The sequence below is a fragment of the Pseudomonas cedrina subsp. cedrina genome (genome assembly GCF_001983175.1).
Lineage (GTDB): Bacteria > Pseudomonadota > Gammaproteobacteria > Pseudomonadales > Pseudomonadaceae > Aquipseudomonas > Aquipseudomonas cedrina.
On sequence record NZ_MNPW01000006.1, the window covers coordinates 96,570 to 114,027 of the forward strand.

Here is a 17,458-nt window from a genome sequence, read left to right on the forward strand (position 1 = left end):
AGACCACCGCGACCCACTAAATGCCTGGCCTGCAGAGGTTCCCAGGAGTGATGGCATGGGCTGTGCAATCACGGCATGCACCCCATTCAGAAAATTCCTTCGCCCTTTCGGAGAGTTGCCATGACCAAGCGCTACAGCGCCCTGCTCACAGCCTTGTTTGCCAGCCTGATGCTGAGCCAGGCACCCGCCCAGGCCAACGGTCTGGATGACATCGTTGCGCGTGGCACCCTAAAGGTCGCCGTGCCTCAGGACTTTCCGCCGTTCGGCTCGGTCGGCCCCGACATGAAGCCGCGCGGCCTGGACATCGACACCGCCAAGCTGCTGGCCGACCAGCTCAAGGTCAAGTTGGAACTGACCCCGGTCAACAGCACCAACCGCATCCCATTCCTCACCACCGGCAAGGTCGACCTGGTGATCTCCAGCCTGGGCAAGAACCCCGAGCGGGAAAAGGTCATCGACTTCTCCAAGGCGTATGCGCCGTTCTACCTGGCCGTGTTCGGACCGCCTGATGCCGCAATCGCCACCCTCGACGACCTCAAGGGCAAGACCATCAGCGTGACCCGTGGCGCCATCGAAGACATCGAGCTGACCGCCGTGGCGCCCAAGGAAGCCACAATCAAACGCTTCGAAGACAACAACTCGACCATCGCCGCCTACCTGGCCGGCCAGGTCGACCTCATCGCCAGCGGCAACGTGGTGATGGTGGCGATCAGCGAACGCAACCCCAAACGCGTGCCGGCGCTGAAAGTGAAGCTCAAGGACTCGCCGGTGTACGTGGGCGTGAACAAGAACGAGCCGGCACTGCTGGAAAAGGTCAACCAGATCCTGGTCGCGGCCAAGGCCGACGGCAGCCTGGAAAAGAACGCTATGCAATGGCTCAAAGAGCCGCTGCCCGCAGACCTCTGAAGCGACGGAGCCTGACTCATGGCGTATCAATTTGACTTTGTGCCGGTGCTGGCCAATACCGACCTGCTGTTGCGCGGCGCGCTGTTCACCCTTGAGCTGACGGCCATCGGCGCCATCCTCGGCGTGGCCCTGGGTACCGTCGGCGCCGTGGTGCGGGCTTGGAAGATCCAGCCGTTCGCCTGGTTCTTCGGTGTGTATGTCGAGTTGATCCGCAACACACCGTTCCTGGTGCAGTTGTTTTTCATCTTTTTCGGCCTGCCGTCCCTGGGGCTGAAGATCACCGAGTGGCAAGCCGCCGTACTGGCGATGGTGATCAACCTGGGTGCCTATTCCACCGAGATCATCCGCGCCGGCATCCAGGCTATCCCCAAAGGACAATTGGAAGCCGCCGCCGCGCTGGCGATGACGCGCTTCGAAGCGTTCCGTCACGTGGTGCTGCTGCCGGCGCTGGGCAAGGTATGGCCCGCACTGAGCAGCCAGATCATCATCGTGATGCTCGGTTCGGCGGTGTGTTCGCAGATCGCCACCGAAGAGCTGAGCTTTGCCGCCAACTTCATTCAGTCGCGCAACTTCCGCGCATTCGAGACCTATGCCCTGACCACCCTGGTGTACCTGTGCATGGCGCTGATGATTCGCCAATTGCTCAATTGGATCGGTCGGCGGTTTGTGATGAGGAACAGCTGATGAGTGATTTCTCCTTCTGGGACATCGTGCGCAACCTGCTCACGGGCCTGCAATGGACGCTGCTGCTGTCGCTGGTGGCGTTTGTCGGCGGGGGCCTGATCGGTTTGCTGGTGATGGTCCTGCGCATCAGCAGCAAGGCCTTCCCACGCAACGTTGCGCGTACCTATATCGAACTGTTCCAGGGCACACCCCTGCTGATGCAGCTGTTCCTGGTGTTCTTCGGCGTTGCCCTGCTCGGTGTGGATATCTCGCCGTGGCTGGCCGCGGCGATCGCCCTGACCCTGTTTACCAGCGCCTACCTCGCTGAAATCTGGCGCGGCTGCGTGGACTCCATCGCCCACGGGCAATGGGAAGCCTCCGCCAGCCTGGCGCTGAACCCTCTTGAGCAACTGCGCTACGTGATCCTGCCCCAGGCCCTGCGAATAGCCGTGGCGCCGACTGTGGGATTCTCGGTGCAGGTGGTCAAAGGCACCGCCGTGACCTCGATCATCGGCTTCACCGAACTGACCAAGACCGGCGGCATGCTCGCCAACGCGACGTTCGAACCCTTCATGGTCTACGGCCTGGTGGCGCTTGGTTACTTTTTGCTCTGCTACCCCCTGTCCCTCAGTGCGCGCTACCTGGAAAGGAGACTGCATGCCTCTGCTTAGAATTTCCGCCCTGCATAAGTATTACGGCGATCACCACGTGCTCAAGGGCATCGACCTGACGGTTGAAGAAGGCCAGGTGGTGGCGATCATTGGCCGCAGCGGCTCGGGCAAATCCACGTTGCTGCGGACCCTAAACGGCCTGGAATCCATCAACGACGGCGTGATCGAAGTCGATGGCGAGTACCTCGACGCCGCCCGCGCCGACCTGCGCAGCCTGCGACAGAAAGTCGGCATGGTGTTCCAGCAATTCAACCTGTTCCCCCACTTGACCGTGGGTGAAAACGTCATGCTCGCGCCGCAGGTGGTACAGAAAGTGCCCAAGGCCAAGGCCGCCCAATTGGCCAGACAAATGCTGGAGCGCGTCGGGCTGGGGGAAAAGTTCGACGCCTTCCCCGATCGCTTGTCCGGCGGCCAACAGCAGCGTGTGGCGATTGCCCGGGCCCTGGCGATGTCACCCAAGGTGCTGCTGTGCGATGAAATCACCTCGGCCCTCGACCCGGAACTGGTCAATGAAGTGCTCAGCGTGGTGCGCCAGCTGGCCCGGGACGGCATGACCCTGATCATGGTGACCCACGAGATGCGCTTTGCCAGGGAAGTCGGCGATAAACTGGTGTTCATGCACCAGGGCAAGGTGCATGAAGTGGGCGACCCGAAACGCCTGTTCGCGCACCCGCAAACCGCCGAACTGGCCAATTTCATTGGTTCTACGGAACAGCCGGACTGACCAGCTCAAACCGGCCGTGCCCTTCCAGCAGCGTCTCTCGGCGCACCGCAAGGGCGTCGGCCGGCAGTTGAACGTCGATCTCCACCTGAGCTGTCAACCGCAGGCCCGTGACGGGGGCACCGGCTACGTTCGCATACAACGCACGACCGGGGAGCAGCCGCCCGCCGGCAGCTTCGTCGGGCTGCCAGGTGACCGGCCGGCCATCGACCTGAGCCTGCTTCAGGCTCAAGGTGAAACGCCCTTGACGCCCGAATTGAAAGCCTTGCGCATCGGCCGCTGCACCGCTGAAGCGCAGCGCCATCGCGGCGGGGTTTGCGCAAAGCACACTCAAGTGCAGCGTACGCTGCGTATCGAGTCCCACGGCATCCCTTCCGGCTGACGCTTGCGTGGGACGAATCACCCCGTAGTCGACCCTCGGCTCGCTCAGGGTCATCCGGCAGTCATCGGCACGCACCTGGCTTGCCATGAGGGCAACCCACACCAGGCACAGGCCGCAGACAAGCGGGCCGCTCATCCGCTCAGCGAGCATGGCATACCACGGGTGCGGTTTCGTAAAGTTGGTCATCGTCAGGCTCTTGCTCAGGGTTGATGTGCAGCAGGCAGGACGCCGAGTCCGGCAATGAAACCCTCAGGGTTTGCTGCCCATCGATGTTGCTGAGGAAAATCATGCCTTCGCCTACCACGCTGGTCACAAAGTTGTTGTCCTGGCCAAACACCGCGGCCCCTTGAGGCAAGGGACGGCCCTGTTCGTCCTGGGCTTCAAGCAACAGGCGCCGAACTTTCACCACATCAAAGTCCAGGATGTTGACTGAACCACGGCCGGCTGCGAGCACCTGGGTGCCGTTCTTCAGGTCGACGCGTTTGGGCAGCGACTGGGTCTGTACTTGCAAATGGTTGTTGCCGTAGGCCTGCAGTCCGGGAATGACCGCCTGGCCGCTGAAGTCGGTCCATACCGGCCCTTGGGGCGTCGAAACCTTCGCCCCGCCGATATCGCCCACCGAGACAATGCCGAAGGTGTCCTGCACCGCGTACGGCGAGAACGTCACCCCGTGCTCATGGGCCACGATGCCGCCTTGCAACTGACCGGAATAGTGGGTGTTCGAGGGATCACGGCTGACGCCCAGGCTGACGCGGGTATACAGCGGCAACAGGTCTACGCGGCCGCGCACGCGCTGTTCGCGCTCGTTCACGTCTCGATCAACGCCGACTTCATAGTCCACATAGTCGTTGACCCGCTCGCTGAGGGCCGTGCCGGCATCCAGGCGATCGCCTCGGCGACTGACGTAGCTGCTCACGCGGCGATCACCGCCCAGGGGCAGGGTTACCTGCAGCCTGAGGGAGGTATCTTCGTCCAGCCTTTCATCGCGGCGCCCCCCCTCTGTTCGGTCCAGGCGTCGAGGCCTGGACCCACCGACCTGTGCGTCTGCGATCAACGCCACGTCAACGCCATTGAACGATTTGTTCCATGACGCAAAGAGGTGATCGGTGGATCGCCCGTCAAATTGCGAACTACGGGTGAAACTGAGGGAAAAGCCCCCCATGAACGGATCCGCCCAGTTCAGCCCCGCCGTGTACTGGCGCTTGAAACGCGCATCGAGGTCGTACCCCCGTGAGGCCTGGCCTGCGTCCAGCACTTCCCGATAGCCTTTGTTCTGTGTCGAGGCGCTCAGGTTCATGTCGAGGTTGGCGAACAACGGGCTGCCCAGAGACAGCGTGCTGCGCGCGCCCCCTACTCCGTCGAGCCCATCACGGGACAGGTTATGGCGTAAGTCCACTGTAACCTGATGAAAAAACACGCTGCTCAGGGTACCGCCTGCCGATTGGTACTCGTCGGTACTGAGCAAACCGAAACCCACCGATGAGCGCTGTCCCAGCCCCCAGGTTCCACTGCCCATGGCGACCACGGGCGAGTCCGGTTCCCGGCTGTCGATGGACGTCTCGCGCACTTTACCGAGAGAGAAGTAGTAGCCCGGCGTTACGGGAACCCCGCCGCGAAAAGACGCAGCGGGCACGACGAAGCTGCGCTTTACGCCCCGCACGTCTATCACGCTCACATCCAGGTCGCTGGTGCTGTTGAGCAACGGCAGACCGGTCAGCCTGAACGGCCCTTCGGGTACCAGCGTGGAATGGATCAACGCGCCCGACTGGCGCACTTCGACCCGTGACTGGCTTTGGGCCAGGCCTTCAACCACCACCTCACTGCTGCCCGCTCCCCCGCGCTGCTGGCCATCCGGGAAGAACTGCAAGCCGGTCAGCTGTACGCCACCAAATATCGGGTTGTTACTGGAAATCTGCCCCGCTTGGAAGGTCGACTGTAACGCCGCAATATCACGCTGGGCGTAGGCATCCACCTGCTCGGTCCGCGCCCGGCCATTGTCGGAAACATAGAACTGACGGCTGCGGACAATCCAGTTACCCAGGTTGAACCCAGCCTCGGTATAGGCCGATACAAAGCGACTCGGCCCACTTCGCGAATGGGTGTCGTAACCCAACACGGTGTAATTGAAGATAGCCGCCGCGCCGCCCTGGGAAAAATTCCCGGCCTCCCACTCCGGCGCACGCAGCGACTGGGTTGGTACCACCAGGGTCACCTCATCACTGCTGGGGCGCAGGCGCACCATGGTCGCCGGGTATTGCCCAACGAAATCATGGCAGGTCTGGTCGGGGCTGATGCCTTCGCGCAGCACCCTGGACGGCGTGACCAGACCGGCTTTGGCCAGTAGCGCCGGGGTGAAGCACAGCTGGCCCTGGTAATCAAAACGTGCGTCAACCAACCCCAGCGGGGTGCCATTGACGCGTAGCCCGACCACATGCACGCCTTCGCGAAAGCGGGCCGCGCTGCGAAAGTACTCCGACACCTGGGGATCAATGCCCAGCGATGTCAACGCGGCCAGGTCAAAGCCTTCCCCCAGGCCCACAGCCGCGCTGGAACCTGGCAAGCCACACAGCGTCGCGAGACCCAGCAGGACCCTGGAGCGCGCCTGCAAGCCGTTACTGGCCTCACGTTTGGCCGCGCGACTTGGATGCCTGATCTTTTTCATAGGTCAGTCAATCCGCGCCAGCCACAACAGGGGCGCGGTAGCTGTCCACCGTGAACCCATAGACCGTGGCCGGTTGAAACTCCACCGCAACCACGCCCGCCACTGAACCGGCCGACGCGACCGTCAGCACTTCGCCCGGCAGGATGTAAGTGCGCGGCAACGTCCCCGCCTGTGCCTGCGGATGCAGTTGCACTTCCAGCGACATGCGCACGACGTAGGCGCTGTCGTTGTGAACCTTTAATTGCCCCCCTTCACGCGTCCATGTCAGCAACTGCCAGGGCGCGTCGTGCCTGGGCAACCCTTTGGGATGCAGGATCAATGGCAGGTTCTGCCGCAGGGTGATACCAATGGTCGCACCGCCGGGCGTGCGCGCCTGGGGGATGCCTTCAAAGGAAACCCGCTTCAGGCGCTGGGTCTTGAGCGGGGCCTTCAGCGTACTGATGAAACGCACAAGTTGGGTGTCGCCCGCTTCGACCCGTGTAATAGGCGGCGTGACGATCAATAAGGGTTCCTGGTCCTCCGGTATGTTTTCTATGACCGAATGAAGCAATGCCGGCCCAGGGTCGGTATTTTTAATATTAAGCGTTGCCTCGCCGTCTTCTTCATTCAGAATCACGACTGTTGTTTCAGGCTGCATGCCGTCGGCTACCGCGATACCACACAAGCAAAAACACAAACTTATAAATCGCAGCAACGACATCATTATTGTTGATAGACCATTCACCGAATTTACCCGCAGCTATAAAGCCGACAATTAACGAACGCCCACGTAAAACAGCCGGCACTAAACAGAGACGTGAAGCTGCCTGTGCATTAATGTCGGCTGTTGATGACGTATTTAGATGTAAGTCAATTCCAGCGTGGCGCGACCATCCAGCGTTACATCGCGGGTCAGGTCCAGGTCCTGAGTGCGGTTGATAACGGCTTTCACTTCAAGCGTGCCATTGAGTTGGGTGATGGACGCGGGTACCAGGCTGGTTCCGTTGCGCCACGAGTACTGGCTAGGCTTTTGGGCGACCTTGCCGTCGCTGGACTGCCAGGAGCCGGTGGTGCCCACACGCATGAGCGGGCTAAGGTTCCCGGTGGATGAGCGCAGATCCTTGAGGGTAACCGAGTAGCCGCCGGTACGCTTGCCGCTGACAGCGCCCAGCCCGTAGTTCTGCGCTTCGGTGAACCCGGTACCAAGAATCCCCGGAACCTTGCTGCCCGATTGCAGATCAGTCAGCGCCAGGCCGAACTTCGCTGGCGTTTGGCCGCAACTGACGGACAGGCTCACGGATTTCGGCGCGAGAGGATTGAACTGCGTTGCAGACAAACTACCGGAGGGAATGACCTGGTAATCGACGATGCCACCACCGGCGAGGCTCAGGTTGCAAGCCAGCGGCTTGATAGTCCCGCGGACAATCAGCTCGGCAGCCGTTGTTGCATGAGCACCGATACTCGCTACCAGACAAAGAGTACCTATTGTCAAACCAAGCATATTTTTCTTCATGTTTAACCTGTCATCTGGAATGGGAGGTATTTTTACGATGGCCGGGCTTCCATCATCCGTCAGTTATTCTTCCTTGTAACAATCGACCATAAATAAATAACACCACGGCAAAATTGCCGACTGACAGTCTGTCGCTTTGGTACCCGATTAAAGAATCAGAGAACACGATAGAAATTGTAGGAGCCGTAAAAATTATAAGTGAGCCAAGCCTACTCATTGGGTAGGCCCAAGTACGAAACCAATAAATTATTACCGGCGTGCTTGTAGGCAAAGTCACAAGCGGCATAATTACAGTAAGAGGTTAATAGCTCCTACAACTACAAAACCTCATTCGCAGAAAGCTTGGAACGCCCCCTTACATTTCCCACAAGAATTGCTCACAGACACCCATGGACAAATTACCCAAGCAGTACGCGTTGGCACCACAGGTCGATCGTGGCACGATGGCTGGGTTATCGACCGAGACCCCCTTACCATGCCGCAATCCCAAGCCAAGAATCTGTCCCTGATCGCCGCCATCGACCTGGGCTCCAACAGCTTTCACATGGTCGTGGCCAAGGCCCAGAACGGCGAAATCCGCATCCTCGAGCGGCTCGGCGAAAAAGTTCAACTGGCCGCCGGCATCGACGACGAGCGCAAACTCAACGAAGAGTCCATGCAGCGCGGCCTCGATTGCCTCAAGCGGTTTGCCCAGTTGATCAACGGCATGCCCCTGGGCGCCGTGCGAATCGTCGGCACCAATGCGTTGCGTGAGGCCCGTAACCGTGGCGAATTCATCCGCCGCGCCGAAGAGATCCTTGGGCACCCGGTAGAAGTCATCTCCGGCCGTGAAGAAGCGCGGCTGATCTACCTCGGCGTGTCCCATACCCTGGCCGATACCCCCGGCAAGCGCCTGGTCGCCGACATCGGCGGCGGCAGTACCGAATTCATCATTGGCCAGCGCTTCGAGCCGCTGCTGCGCGAAAGCCTGCAGATGGGTTGCGTCAGCTACACCCAACGCTATTTCAAGGATGGCAAGATCACCCCGGCGCGCTACGCCCAGGCCTACACGGCAGCGCGGCTGGAGATCATGAGCATCGAGCACGCCCTGCACCGCCTGACCTGGGATGAAGCCATCGGCTCGTCCGGCACCATCCGTGCCATCGGCCTGGCCTTGAAAGCCGGCGGCCACGGCACCGGCGAGGTGAATGCCGAAGGCTTGGCGTGGCTCAAGCGCAAGCTGTTCAAGCTGGGGGATGCCGAGAAAATCGACTTCGACGGCATCAAGCCCGACCGTCGCACCATCTTCCCGGCCGGCCTGGCGATTCTCGAAGCGATCTTCGACGCCCTCGAACTGCAGCGCATGGACCACTGTGACGGCGCGCTACGCGAAGGCGTGCTCTACGACCTGCTGGGCCGTCATCATCACGAAGATGTGCGCGAGCGCACGCTGACCTCGCTGATGGAGCGCTATCACGTCGACCAGGAACAAGCCGCTCGCGTGGAGCGCAAAGCCCTGCATGCCTTCGACCAAGTAGCCGAGGACTGGGACCTGCAAGACGGCGTCTGGCGCGAACTGCTGGGCTGGGCCGCCAAGGTGCATGAAGTGGGCCTGGACATCGCTCACTACCATTACCACAAGCACGGCGCGTACCTGATCGAGCACTCCGACCTGGCGGGCTTCTCCCGGGAAGACCAGCAAATGCTCGCCCTGCTGGTGCGTGGCCATCGCCGTAACATCCCCAAGGACAAATTCGCCGAGTTCGGCGACGACGGCATCAAGCTGATTCGCCTGTGCGTGCTGCTGCGCTTTGCAATCCTGTTCCACCATATCCGTGGCACGCAGGAAATGCCTCAGGTGGCCCTGCGTGCCGACGGCGACAGCCTGGACGTGGTGTTCCCGAACGGGTGGCTGGATGAGAACCAACTGACCCAGGCGGACTTTGCCCAGGAAGCGGAATGGCTGACACGGGTCGGGTTCAGCCTGAACCTGCATTAAAGAACACCGAAAAACAAATGTGGGAGCGGGCTTGTGTGGGAGCCGGGCTTGCCCGCGATGCAAGCACCTCGGTGTGTCAGTCACACCGAGGTGATGCTATCGCAGGCAAGCCAGCTCCCACATTGGGTTATGCAGGTTTTAATTCACCGTCAGAATCGGGCTGCCCAATTTCTCCAACAACGTCGCCTGCGCACTGCGCGGGTTCTGGTTGCCGGTCGGCGTGTTGCGAATATAGCGGCCGTCCGATTGCAGGCTCCAGCTGTGGGTGTTGTCGGTGAGGTAGCTTTCCAGCTCCTTCTTGACCCGCATGATCAGCTTCTTGCCTTCTACCGGGAAGCACGTTTCGACGCGCTTATCGAGGTTGCGCTCCATCCAGTCGGCACTGGAAAGGAACATCTGCTCCTCGCCGCCGTTGAGGAAGTAGAACACCCGCGTGTGTTCCAGGAAGCGACCGATGATCGAGCGCACATGAATGTTGTGCGACACCCCGACAATGCCCGGACGCAGGCAGCACATGCCACGCACCACCAGGTCGATGCGCACGCCGGACTGGCTGGCCTTATACAGCGCGCGGATGATCTTCGGATCGGTCAGCGAATTGAACTTGGCGATGATGTGCGCCGGTTTGCCTTCAAGCGCGAACTGGGTCTCGCGGGCAATCATGTCGAGCATGCCCTTCTTGAGCGTGAATGGCGCGTGCAGCAGCTTCTTCATGCGCAAGGTCTTGCCCATGCCGATCAGCTGGCTGAACAACTTGCCGACGTCTTCGCACAGCGCGTCGTCGGAGGTCAGCAGGCTGTAGTCGGTGTAGAGCTTGGCGTTGCCGGCGTGGTAGTTGCCGGTGCCCAAGTGCGCGTAACGCACGATCTCACCGGCTTCACGGCGCAGGATCAGCATCATCTTGGCGTGGGTCTTGAAGCCGACCACGCCGTAGATCACCACCGCACCGGCCGCTTGCAGGCGGCTGGCCAGTTGCAGGTTGGACTCTTCGTCGAACCGCGCACGCAATTCGATCACCGCGGTGACTTCCTTGCCGTTACGCGCGGCGTCCACCAATGCATCTACGATTTCCGAGTTGGCGCCGGAACGGTAAAGGGTCTGGCGCACGGCCAATACATGCGGGTCCTTGGCGGCCTGGCGCAGCAAGTCGACCACCGGGGTGAAGGACTCGAACGGGTGCAGCAGCAGGATGTCCTGCTTGCTCACCACACTGAAAATGTTCTCGCTGTTTTGCAGCAGTTTCGGGATCTGCGGGGTGAACGGCGTGTATTGCAGCTCCGGATGGCTGTCCAGGCCGGTGATGCTGAACAGGCGCGTCAGGTTCACCGGACCGTTGACCTGATACAGCTCGGATTCGGCCAGGTTGAACTGCTTGAGCAGGTAGTCCGACAGGTGTTTCGGACAGGTGTCGGCGACCTCCAGGCGCACCGCATCACCGTAGCGCCGCGAGAACAGCTCGCCGCGCAGGGCTCGGGCCAAGTCTTCGACGTCTTCGGAATCCAGCGCCAGGTCAGCGTTACGGGTCAGGCGGAACTGGTAGCAGCCTTTTACCTTCATGCCCTGGAACAGGTCATCGGCGTGCGCGTGGATCATCGACGACAGGAATACATAGTTATCGCCAGCGCCCCCTACCTCTTCCGGTACCTTGATGATCCGTGGCAACAGGCGTGGCGCCGGGATGATCGCCAGGCCCGAGTCGCGACCAAAGGCGTCGATACCTTCCAGCTCGACGATAAAGTTGAGGCTCTTGTTCACCAGCAACGGGAACGGGTGCGTCGGGTCGAGGCCGATCGGAGTGATGATCGGTGAAATCTCGTCACGGAAATAGCGACGCACCCAGGTTTTGATCTTGGTGGTCCAGTGGCGGCGACGGATGAAGCGGACCTGATGTTTCTCAAGTTCCGGCAACAGGATGTCGTTGAGGATCGCGTATTGGCGGTCCACATGGCCGTGCACCAACTCGCTGATGCGCGCCAGGGCCTGGTGCGGCTGCAGGCCGTCGGCGCCGGCTTGTTCGCGGGCGAAGGTGATTTGCTTCTTGAGGCCGGCGACGCGGATCTCGAAGAACTCGTCCAGGTTGCTGGAGAAGATCAGCAGGAATTTCAGCCGCTCCAGCAACGGATAGGACTCATCCAGTGCCTGCTCGAGCACGCGGATGTTGAATTGCAGTTGTGACAGCTCGCGGTGGATGTACAGGCTGCTGTCATCCAGGTTGGTCACGGTGACCACCGGGGCCGGCACGGGCGGCTCGACTACCACGGCAGGCGCGGCGGGCTCATGCTCCGGCGGCGTCTCGGTGGCTTGTTCAACCACCGGGTGAGCGTCTTTTACGGCAACGTCTGTGAGTCCTTCGGTATTCATGGAATGTTCCTGTGAGGGCTAGTGTTGCTCTCTAAGCAATTGGGCGGCGCGGGCGGCGAAATAGGTCAGGATGCCATCAGCCCCGGCGCGTTTAAAGGCTGTCAGGGATTCAAGGATCACCCCTTCACTCAGCCATCCGTTCTGTATTGCAGCCATGTGCATCGCGTATTCGCCGCTGACCTGATACACAAAGGTCGGCACCTTGAATTCATCTTTGACCCGATAAAGGATGTCCAAGTACGGCATCCCCGGCTTGACCATGACCATGTCGGCGCCTTCGGCCAGGTCGGCCGCCACTTCGTGCAGGGCTTCATGGCTGTTGGCCGGGTCCATCTGGTACGAAGCCTTGTCGGCCTTGCCCAGGTTGAGGGCCGAGCCCACCGCATCGCGGAACGGGCCGTAATACGCGCTGGCGTACTTGGCCGAATAGGCCATGATCCGCACATTGACGTGGCCGGCCAGCTCCAGGGCCTCGCGGATCGCCTGGATGCGGCCGTCCATCATGTCCGAAGGTGCAACCACCTGGGCACCGGCCTCCGCGTGGGACAGCGCTTGCTTGACCAACGCACCGACGGTGATGTCGTTTTGAACATAGCCGCCCTCGTCCAGAATGCCATCCTGGCCGTGGGTGGTGAAGGGGTCCAACGCCACGTCGGTGATCACCCCGAGCTCGGGGAAACGCTCGCGCAGGGCACGCGTGGCACGCTGGGCGATCCCTTCCGGGTTCCAGGCCTGCGCGGCGTCCAGGGACTTGAGCTCGGACGGCGTGACCGGAAACAGCGCCAATGCCGGAATCCCCAACTCAACCCAACCGGCCGCTTCTTCAAGCAGCAGATCAATGCTCAAGCGCTCCACACCCGGCATCGAAGCCACCGCTTCCCGACGGTTCTCACCGTCCAGCACAAAGACCGGCAGGATCAGATCGTTCACCGTCAGTACATTTTCACGTACCAGGCGGCGAGAAAAATCATCACGACGGTTGCGACGCAGGCGGGTGGCGGGGAACAGCCGGTTGGCAGGGGTAAAGCTCACGACAGACTCCTGAGCCCGGGCATACGGGCGAGCGTTGCAGTTATAAGCGGCCATTATGACGAAGGTATGACAGTTGTGCTTAAGGATGCGACCTGTAGTCGCATTCGCCTTCTACGTAGGAATTGTTCACTTCGTGACACATCTCGATACTTTCATGAATCTTCGTGAAGGCGTAGGCTGCGCGTTCATTTCGCCAGCACCCAGACCATGCTTCAACAATTTCTGCATGACTTCGGCTACTTTGCCCTCTTCCTGGGCACCTTCTTTGAAGGCGAGACCATACTGGTCCTCGCAGGCTTCCTGGCGTTCCGTGGATACATGGATATCAACCTGGTGGTGGTCGTAGCCTTTTTCGGCAGCTACGCCGGCGATCAGCTTTGGTATTACATGGGCCGCAAGCACGGCCGCAAGCTGTTGGCGCGCAAGCCGCGCTGGCAGTTGATGGGCGACAAGGCGCTGGAGCACATCCGCAAACACCCGGATATCTGGGTGCTGAGCTTCCGCTTCGTCTACGGGCTGCGCACGGTCATGCCGGTGGCGATTGGTCTTTCCGGTTACCCACCGTTGCGCTACCTGATCCTTAACGGTATTGGTGCCGCAATCTGGGCGGCGGCGTTGGGCGCAGCGGCCTATCACTTTGGCGCGGTGCTGGAGGGCATGCTGGGTAGCGTGAAGAAATATGAGCTATGGGTATTGGGCGCGTTGCTGCTGCTGGGCCTTGGCCTCTGGCTGCGCCGTCGCTTCAAGAACGCTCGTATCGCTCGCCAGGCCTGTGCTGATGAAAAGGCCCGGCTTGCCGCCGAGCCCGCGCGGATCGAAGCACCCAAGACGCCAGTCGAGTAAATCGGCCACTGCAGCAGTAGAGGCCGATCACGCTGAGCAGACTGCAAGTCAGCAAGCCTGGCCAGCCCAGGACCATCGCTGCCGTGGGCAGACCTTCGCCAACATTCATCAAATAACTGCCAAAGCCCACATAGGCCGCGAACTGCAAGGCGATGTAGACCTGTGCCGAAAATCACCGGCTCGCTGTCGTCCCCCTCCTGGTAGGTGCCTGACCACCGGCCTCAAAGAATGAACACCCCGCCGTAGTTGCGATCCATGTAGAGGTTGATGGTATCGCGCTCGCCGCCCCAGCGGTCGGCACGCGGTTCCACCATGATCAAGGCGATGACCGCGTAAGGCACAAAGTCCAGGGTCTGGTCCGGTCTATTTTTGTTACATCAAGAGTAGGTGCAGTGACGCGAGTTCCCATTGGCAACAGATGACAAATTAGTAGACATTTAACGCCAAGACTCCAGGAGAAATGCCCATGAGCAAAAAGATTGCAGTGATCCTTTCCGGCTGTGGCGTGTACGACGGCGCAGAGATCCACGAAAGTGTGATCACCCTGCTGCGCCTGGACCAGCGCGGCGCTCAGGTTCAATGCTTTGCCCCGGACATAGCGCAACTGCACGTGATCAACCACCTCACCGGCGAAGAAATGCCCGAGTCGCGCAATGTACTGGTGGAGTCGGCGCGGATCGCCCGAGGCGCGGTGCAGGACATCGCTGAGGCCGACGTCACGCAATTCGATGCGCTGATCGTGCCAGGCGGTTTCGGCGCGGCCAAGAACCTGTCGAACTTTGCCGTGGAGGGCGCCGGCTGCAGCGTCAACCCACAGGTTTTGGCGCTGGCCGAGGCCTTTGCGGAAGCGGGCAAGCCCGTTGGGCTGATCTGTATCTCACCGGCCCTGGCGGCGAAGATCTATGGCCCGGGCGTGACCTGCACCATCGGCAACTGTGCAGACACCGCGGCCGCGCTGGACAAGATGGGCGCGACCCATCAGGAATGCACGGTGGAAGATATCGTCGAAGACAAGGCACGCAAACTGGTGAGCACACCGGCCTACATGCTCGGCAAGAACATCAGCGAGGTCGCCTCGGGGATCAACAAGCTGGTGGACCGCGTGTTGGAGCTGACCCACGAGAACGACTGATCGTGATGAACGGGCTTGTGGCGAGCGGGCTTGTCGAATCGTCGCACCGCCCGCGTTGGGTGGCGAAGCCGCCCCCGTTCAGCCCTGGCGTATCAATCGAGTGAGAATGCGGTCCAACGCGTTGGCGAACGCCTGCTTGTCCTTCTCACCATGGGGCGGTGGCCCGCCGCCCATCTGGCCTTGCTCACGCAGGTCAGTAAACAGGTTACGCACCGCCAGCCGTTCACTCATGTTCGCCGGGCTGAACTCCTTGCCGCGTGGGTCGAGGGCGGTAACGCCCTTTTTCACCAAACGGTCGGCCAGGGGCACATCGCTGCAGATCACCAGCTCACCGGCCACTGCGTGCTCCACCAGGTAATCATCGGCCGCATCCGGGCCGCTCGGCACCACGATCAGCTTCACACACGAAAAACTCGGCTTGATCTGGCTTTGCCCGGCCACCAGCACCACTTCGAACTGGCGCTTGAGGGCAAACTTCACCACCTGGTCCTTGGCCGCCCGAGGGCAGGCGTCTGCATCGATCCACACGCGCATTTTCAATTCTCCATAAGCCCGCTCCCACACGCTCAGGCAACAGCGCGGCGCTTCTCGGCCAACCGACTGCGGCCATACAGGATCACAATCGCCAGGATCGCCACCGCTTGCGCGCTCAAGGAGTACGCATCGGCGTGGATGCCCAGCCAGTCGAAGTCGAAGAAGGCCACCGGCCGCGTGCCGAAGATGCCCGCTTCCTGCAACGCCTTCACGCCATGCCCGGCAAATACCACTGACAGCGCACACAGCAGTGCCGCGTTGATCCCGAAAAACAGCGCCAACGGCAGCTTCGCCGAACCGCGCAGGATCACCCACGCCAGGCCCACCAGCAGCACCAGCGCCGTGGCGCCACCCGCCAGTACCGCGTTGTGCCCGGCCGGGCCGGCTTGCAGCCACAGGGTTTCGTAGAACAGGATCACCTCGAACAGCTCGCGATAGACCGAGAAGAACGCCAGCATCGCAAAGCCGAAACGCCCGCCGCCGCCCACCAGGCTGCTCTTGATGTAATCCTGCCAGGCGGCTGCGTGGCGTCGGTCGTGCATCCAAACGCCAAGCCACAGCACCATCACGCTGGCGAACAGTGCCGTGCAGCCTTCAAGCAACTCACGCTGGGCGCCGCTGACGTCAATCACATACGCGGCCAACGCCCAGGTCGCCAGGCCGGCCAACAGCGCTAGACCCCACCCCACGTTGACGCTGCGTACCGCCGATTGCTGGCCGGTGTTGCGCAGGAACGCGAGGATCGCGGCCAACACCAGAATCGCTTCCAGACCTTCACGCAGCAGGATCAACAACCCGGAGATGTAGCTCAACGACCAGCTCAGGCCGTCGCTGCCCAGCAAGCCGGCGGACTCGCTGAGCTTGCCCTTGGCCACGTCCAGACGTTGCTGCACCTGCTCGACCGGCAAACCGTCCTGCAACGACTGTCGATAAGCCATCAGCGCCTTCTCAGTGTCCTTGCGCACGTTGGCGTCGACGTTATCCAGTGAGCTTTCCACCAGTTCGAAGCCTTCCAGGTAGGCAGCCACCGACAGGTCGTAGGCCTGTTCGTGATCACCCTTCTGGAACGCGGCCAGGCTCTTGTCCAGTGTGGTGGCGGTGTAGTCGAGCAACTGCGCCGGGCCACGCTTGACCTGCGGCGGTTGCGCGCGCTGGGCGCGGAACGTCGCCGCGGCAGCCGGGCCATTTGCGGCCAGCACTTCATCAGGCGTCTGGCGGGCCAGCTCGGCGAGATTGAACGGCTGCTCGCTGTGGGCGGCGGCCGGGTCGGCGGTGAAGCCGGCGATGTAGGTGGCCAGGTCCCAGCGTTGGCGGTCGTCGAGCTGGTCGGCGAAGGACGGCATATCGGTGCCTTCGACGCCCAGGCCAAGGGTGTTGTAGATCGCGTAGAGGCTCAGACGGTCCAGGCGCCCGGCGTCGCGCAGGTTGGCGGGTGCTGGCGTCATGCCAACGCTGGCCGGGCCGTCACCCGCGCCCGATGCTCCGTGGCAAACCGAGCAATGCTGGGCGTAGAGCGGTGCGCCGCGCGTTGGATCAGGCGTGATCGCCGGGGCCTGGCTAACCTCATAGGCCACTGCCAGTTGGGCACCCAGTTGACGGGCTTGGCGAGCGACCGCCGCGCCGTCCTGATGCGCAGTTACAGCTGCTGACAGTTCATCGACGCCTTTGGTCAAGGCCGCGCGTTCCGGGCGCTGTGGCAGTTCTGCCACCAGCCCCTGCAACACTCCGAGAAACTCTAGCTGTTCGCGGTATTCGGATTCGTCGATAACCTTGCCCGCCTCCACCGTCTGTGGATAGTCAGCGCCAATGTAATCCAGCAGATGCAAGGCTTGTTGGGCGCCCTCGGCAGTCGCGGCGAACAGGTTGAAGCTGCACGACATCAACGCCGGCAGCAGCAGCCCGGCGAGAAAACGGAAAGGGGCGGTCATGAACGAATCTCAAATGGAAATACGAAGTAACACATTGTCAAACCTTAAGGGGTTTGACTCAAGGCGTAAGTGATTTGAGGCAGGCACTTTCAAGAGCGGGATGGTGGCATCTTTGTCAATTCACGCTGCAAAAAGCCACTGTTTTGCCATTAA

The 17,458-nt window shown here is 61.2% G+C and carries 15 protein-coding genes and 1 pseudogene; 7 read left to right on the forward strand and 9 right to left on the reverse strand.

Annotation, left to right across the window (positions count from 1 at the left end):
- Positions 1-120 precede the first annotated feature (120 nt).
- From BLL36_RS13765 to BLL36_RS13780, 4 genes are read left to right on the forward strand one after another with little or no spacing between them, the layout of a single operon-like run.
- Entirely contained in the window at positions 121-906 is a 786-nt protein-coding gene (locus BLL36_RS13765; RefSeq protein ID WP_076951975.1) for a transporter substrate-binding domain-containing protein, read from the forward strand.
- Between the two features lie 18 nt (positions 907-924).
- A complete protein-coding gene (locus tag BLL36_RS13770) occupies positions 925-1,590 on the forward strand; it encodes an amino acid ABC transporter permease (protein WP_076951976.1) in 666 nt (221 codons plus the stop codon).
- Positions 1,590-2,240: an amino acid ABC transporter permease gene (locus tag BLL36_RS13775; RefSeq protein WP_076951977.1), complete on the forward strand. Its 651-nt coding sequence runs from the start codon at positions 1,590-1,592 to the stop codon at positions 2,238-2,240. The genes BLL36_RS13770 and BLL36_RS13775 overlap by 1 nt, the downstream gene beginning before the upstream one ends.
- Positions 2,227-2,964 (forward strand): amino acid ABC transporter ATP-binding protein, encoded by a 738-nt coding sequence (locus tag BLL36_RS13780; RefSeq protein ID WP_076951978.1) that lies wholly within the window; start codon positions 2,227-2,229, stop codon positions 2,962-2,964. The genes BLL36_RS13775 and BLL36_RS13780 overlap by 14 nt, the downstream gene beginning before the upstream one ends.
- On the opposite strand, the gene BLL36_RS13785 is transcribed toward BLL36_RS13780, so the two are convergent.
- From BLL36_RS13785 to BLL36_RS13800, 4 genes are all read right to left on the reverse strand, one after another.
- Positions 2,945-3,478 (reverse strand): DUF1120 domain-containing protein, encoded by a 534-nt coding sequence (locus BLL36_RS13785; RefSeq protein ID WP_076952264.1) that lies wholly within the window; start codon positions 3,476-3,478, stop codon positions 2,945-2,947. The genes BLL36_RS13780 and BLL36_RS13785 overlap by 20 nt on opposite strands.
- A 4-nt stretch (positions 3,479-3,482) precedes the next feature.
- Positions 3,483-6,005, reverse strand: coding sequence for a fimbria/pilus outer membrane usher protein (locus BLL36_RS13790; protein ID WP_231998934.1), 2,523 nt, complete (start codon positions 6,003-6,005; stop codon positions 3,483-3,485).
- 7 nt (positions 6,006-6,012) lie between these two features.
- Complete coding sequence (locus tag BLL36_RS13795) at positions 6,013-6,708, reverse strand: fimbria/pilus chaperone family protein (protein WP_394329489.1); 696 nt, start codon at positions 6,706-6,708, stop codon at positions 6,013-6,015.
- Between the two features lie 135 nt (positions 6,709-6,843).
- Positions 6,844-7,497 carry a DUF1120 domain-containing protein gene (locus BLL36_RS13800; RefSeq protein ID WP_076951979.1) on the reverse strand — a complete coding sequence of 218 codons (654 nt, stop codon included), beginning with the start codon at positions 7,495-7,497 and terminating at the stop codon, positions 6,844-6,846.
- 475 nt (positions 7,498-7,972) lie between these two features.
- Here BLL36_RS13800 and ppx point away from each other — a divergent pair, with 475 nt between their 5' ends.
- The gene (gene ppx, locus BLL36_RS13805) at positions 7,973-9,475 is read left to right on the forward strand and encodes an exopolyphosphatase (protein WP_076951980.1); all 1,503 of its coding nucleotides are present in this window, start codon (positions 7,973-7,975) and stop codon (positions 9,473-9,475) included.
- Positions 9,476-9,613: 138 nt separating this feature from the next.
- Here ppx and ppk1 read toward each other — a convergent pair whose 3' ends face one another.
- Together ppk1 and hemB are read right to left on the reverse strand one after the other, a co-directional pair.
- Positions 9,614-11,836, reverse strand: a complete 2,223-nt coding sequence (gene ppk1, locus BLL36_RS13810) for a polyphosphate kinase 1 (RefSeq protein WP_076951981.1) — start codon at positions 11,834-11,836, stop codon at positions 9,614-9,616.
- A gap of 18 nt (positions 11,837-11,854) precedes the next feature.
- Complete coding sequence (hemB, locus tag BLL36_RS13815; protein ID WP_076951982.1) at positions 11,855-12,868, reverse strand: porphobilinogen synthase; 1,014 nt, start codon at positions 12,866-12,868, stop codon at positions 11,855-11,857.
- A gap of 207 nt (positions 12,869-13,075) precedes the next feature.
- Between hemB and BLL36_RS13820 the strand changes: the two genes are divergently transcribed.
- On the forward strand, positions 13,076-13,711 hold the full coding sequence (locus tag BLL36_RS13820) for a DedA family protein (RefSeq protein ID WP_076951983.1): 636 nt from the start codon (positions 13,076-13,078) through the stop codon (positions 13,709-13,711).
- Here BLL36_RS13820 and BLL36_RS31690 read toward each other — a convergent pair.
- Positions 13,695-13,874: pseudogene (locus tag BLL36_RS31690) on the reverse strand (sterol desaturase family protein); the annotation flags it as partial. The gene BLL36_RS13820 and the pseudogene BLL36_RS31690 sit on opposite strands and share 17 nt — an antisense overlap.
- A gap of 303 nt (positions 13,875-14,177) precedes the next feature.
- On the opposite strand from BLL36_RS31690, the gene elbB reads away from it, so the two are divergent.
- Positions 14,178-14,843: an isoprenoid biosynthesis glyoxalase ElbB gene (gene elbB / locus BLL36_RS13825; RefSeq protein ID WP_076951984.1), complete on the forward strand. Its 666-nt coding sequence runs from the start codon at positions 14,178-14,180 to the stop codon at positions 14,841-14,843.
- A 78-nt stretch (positions 14,844-14,921) separates the two neighbouring features.
- On the opposite strand, the gene BLL36_RS13830 is transcribed toward elbB, so the two are convergent.
- Positions 14,922-15,377 (reverse strand): YaiI/YqxD family protein, encoded by a 456-nt coding sequence (locus tag BLL36_RS13830; RefSeq protein ID WP_076951985.1) that lies wholly within the window; start codon positions 15,375-15,377, stop codon positions 14,922-14,924.
- 32 nt (positions 15,378-15,409) lie between these two features.
- On the reverse strand, positions 15,410-17,305 hold the full coding sequence (locus tag BLL36_RS13835; RefSeq protein ID WP_076951986.1) for an FTR1 family protein: 1,896 nt from the start codon (positions 17,303-17,305) through the stop codon (positions 15,410-15,412).
- Positions 17,306-17,458 lie beyond the last annotated feature (153 nt).

Coding starts and splice junctions, on each gene's coding strand:
- BLL36_RS13765 (WP_076951975.1), top strand. CDS start 121: ATGACCAAGCGCTACAGCGCCCTGCTCACAGCCTTGTTTGCCAGCCTG.
- BLL36_RS13770 (WP_076951976.1), top strand. CDS start 925: ATGGCGTATCAATTTGACTTTGTGCCGGTGCTGGCCAATACCGACCTG.
- BLL36_RS13775 (WP_076951977.1), top strand. CDS start 1,590: ATGAGTGATTTCTCCTTCTGGGACATCGTGCGCAACCTGCTCACGGGC.
- BLL36_RS13780 (WP_076951978.1), top strand. CDS start 2,227: ATGCCTCTGCTTAGAATTTCCGCCCTGCATAAGTATTACGGCGATCAC.
- BLL36_RS13785 (WP_076952264.1), bottom strand. CDS start 3,478: ATGAGCGGCCCGCTTGTCTGCGGCCTGTGCCTGGTGTGGGTTGCCCTC.
- BLL36_RS13790 (WP_231998934.1), bottom strand. CDS start 6,005: ATGAAAAAGATCAGGCATCCAAGTCGCGCGGCCAAACGTGAGGCCAGT.
- BLL36_RS13795 (WP_394329489.1), bottom strand. CDS start 6,708: ATGATGTCGTTGCTGCGATTTATAAGTTTGTGTTTTTGCTTGTGTGGT.
- BLL36_RS13800 (WP_076951979.1), bottom strand. CDS start 7,497: ATGAAGAAAAATATGCTTGGTTTGACAATAGGTACTCTTTGTCTGGTA.
- ppx (WP_076951980.1), top strand. CDS start 7,973: ATGCCGCAATCCCAAGCCAAGAATCTGTCCCTGATCGCCGCCATCGAC.
- ppk1 (WP_076951981.1), bottom strand. CDS start 11,836: ATGAATACCGAAGGACTCACAGACGTTGCCGTAAAAGACGCTCACCCG.
- BLL36_RS13820 (WP_076951983.1), top strand. CDS start 13,076: ATGCTTCAACAATTTCTGCATGACTTCGGCTACTTTGCCCTCTTCCTG.
- elbB (WP_076951984.1), top strand. CDS start 14,178: ATGAGCAAAAAGATTGCAGTGATCCTTTCCGGCTGTGGCGTGTACGAC.
- BLL36_RS13830 (WP_076951985.1), bottom strand. CDS start 15,377: ATGCGCGTGTGGATCGATGCAGACGCCTGCCCTCGGGCGGCCAAGGAC.
- BLL36_RS13835 (WP_076951986.1), bottom strand. CDS start 17,305: ATGACCGCCCCTTTCCGTTTTCTCGCCGGGCTGCTGCTGCCGGCGTTG.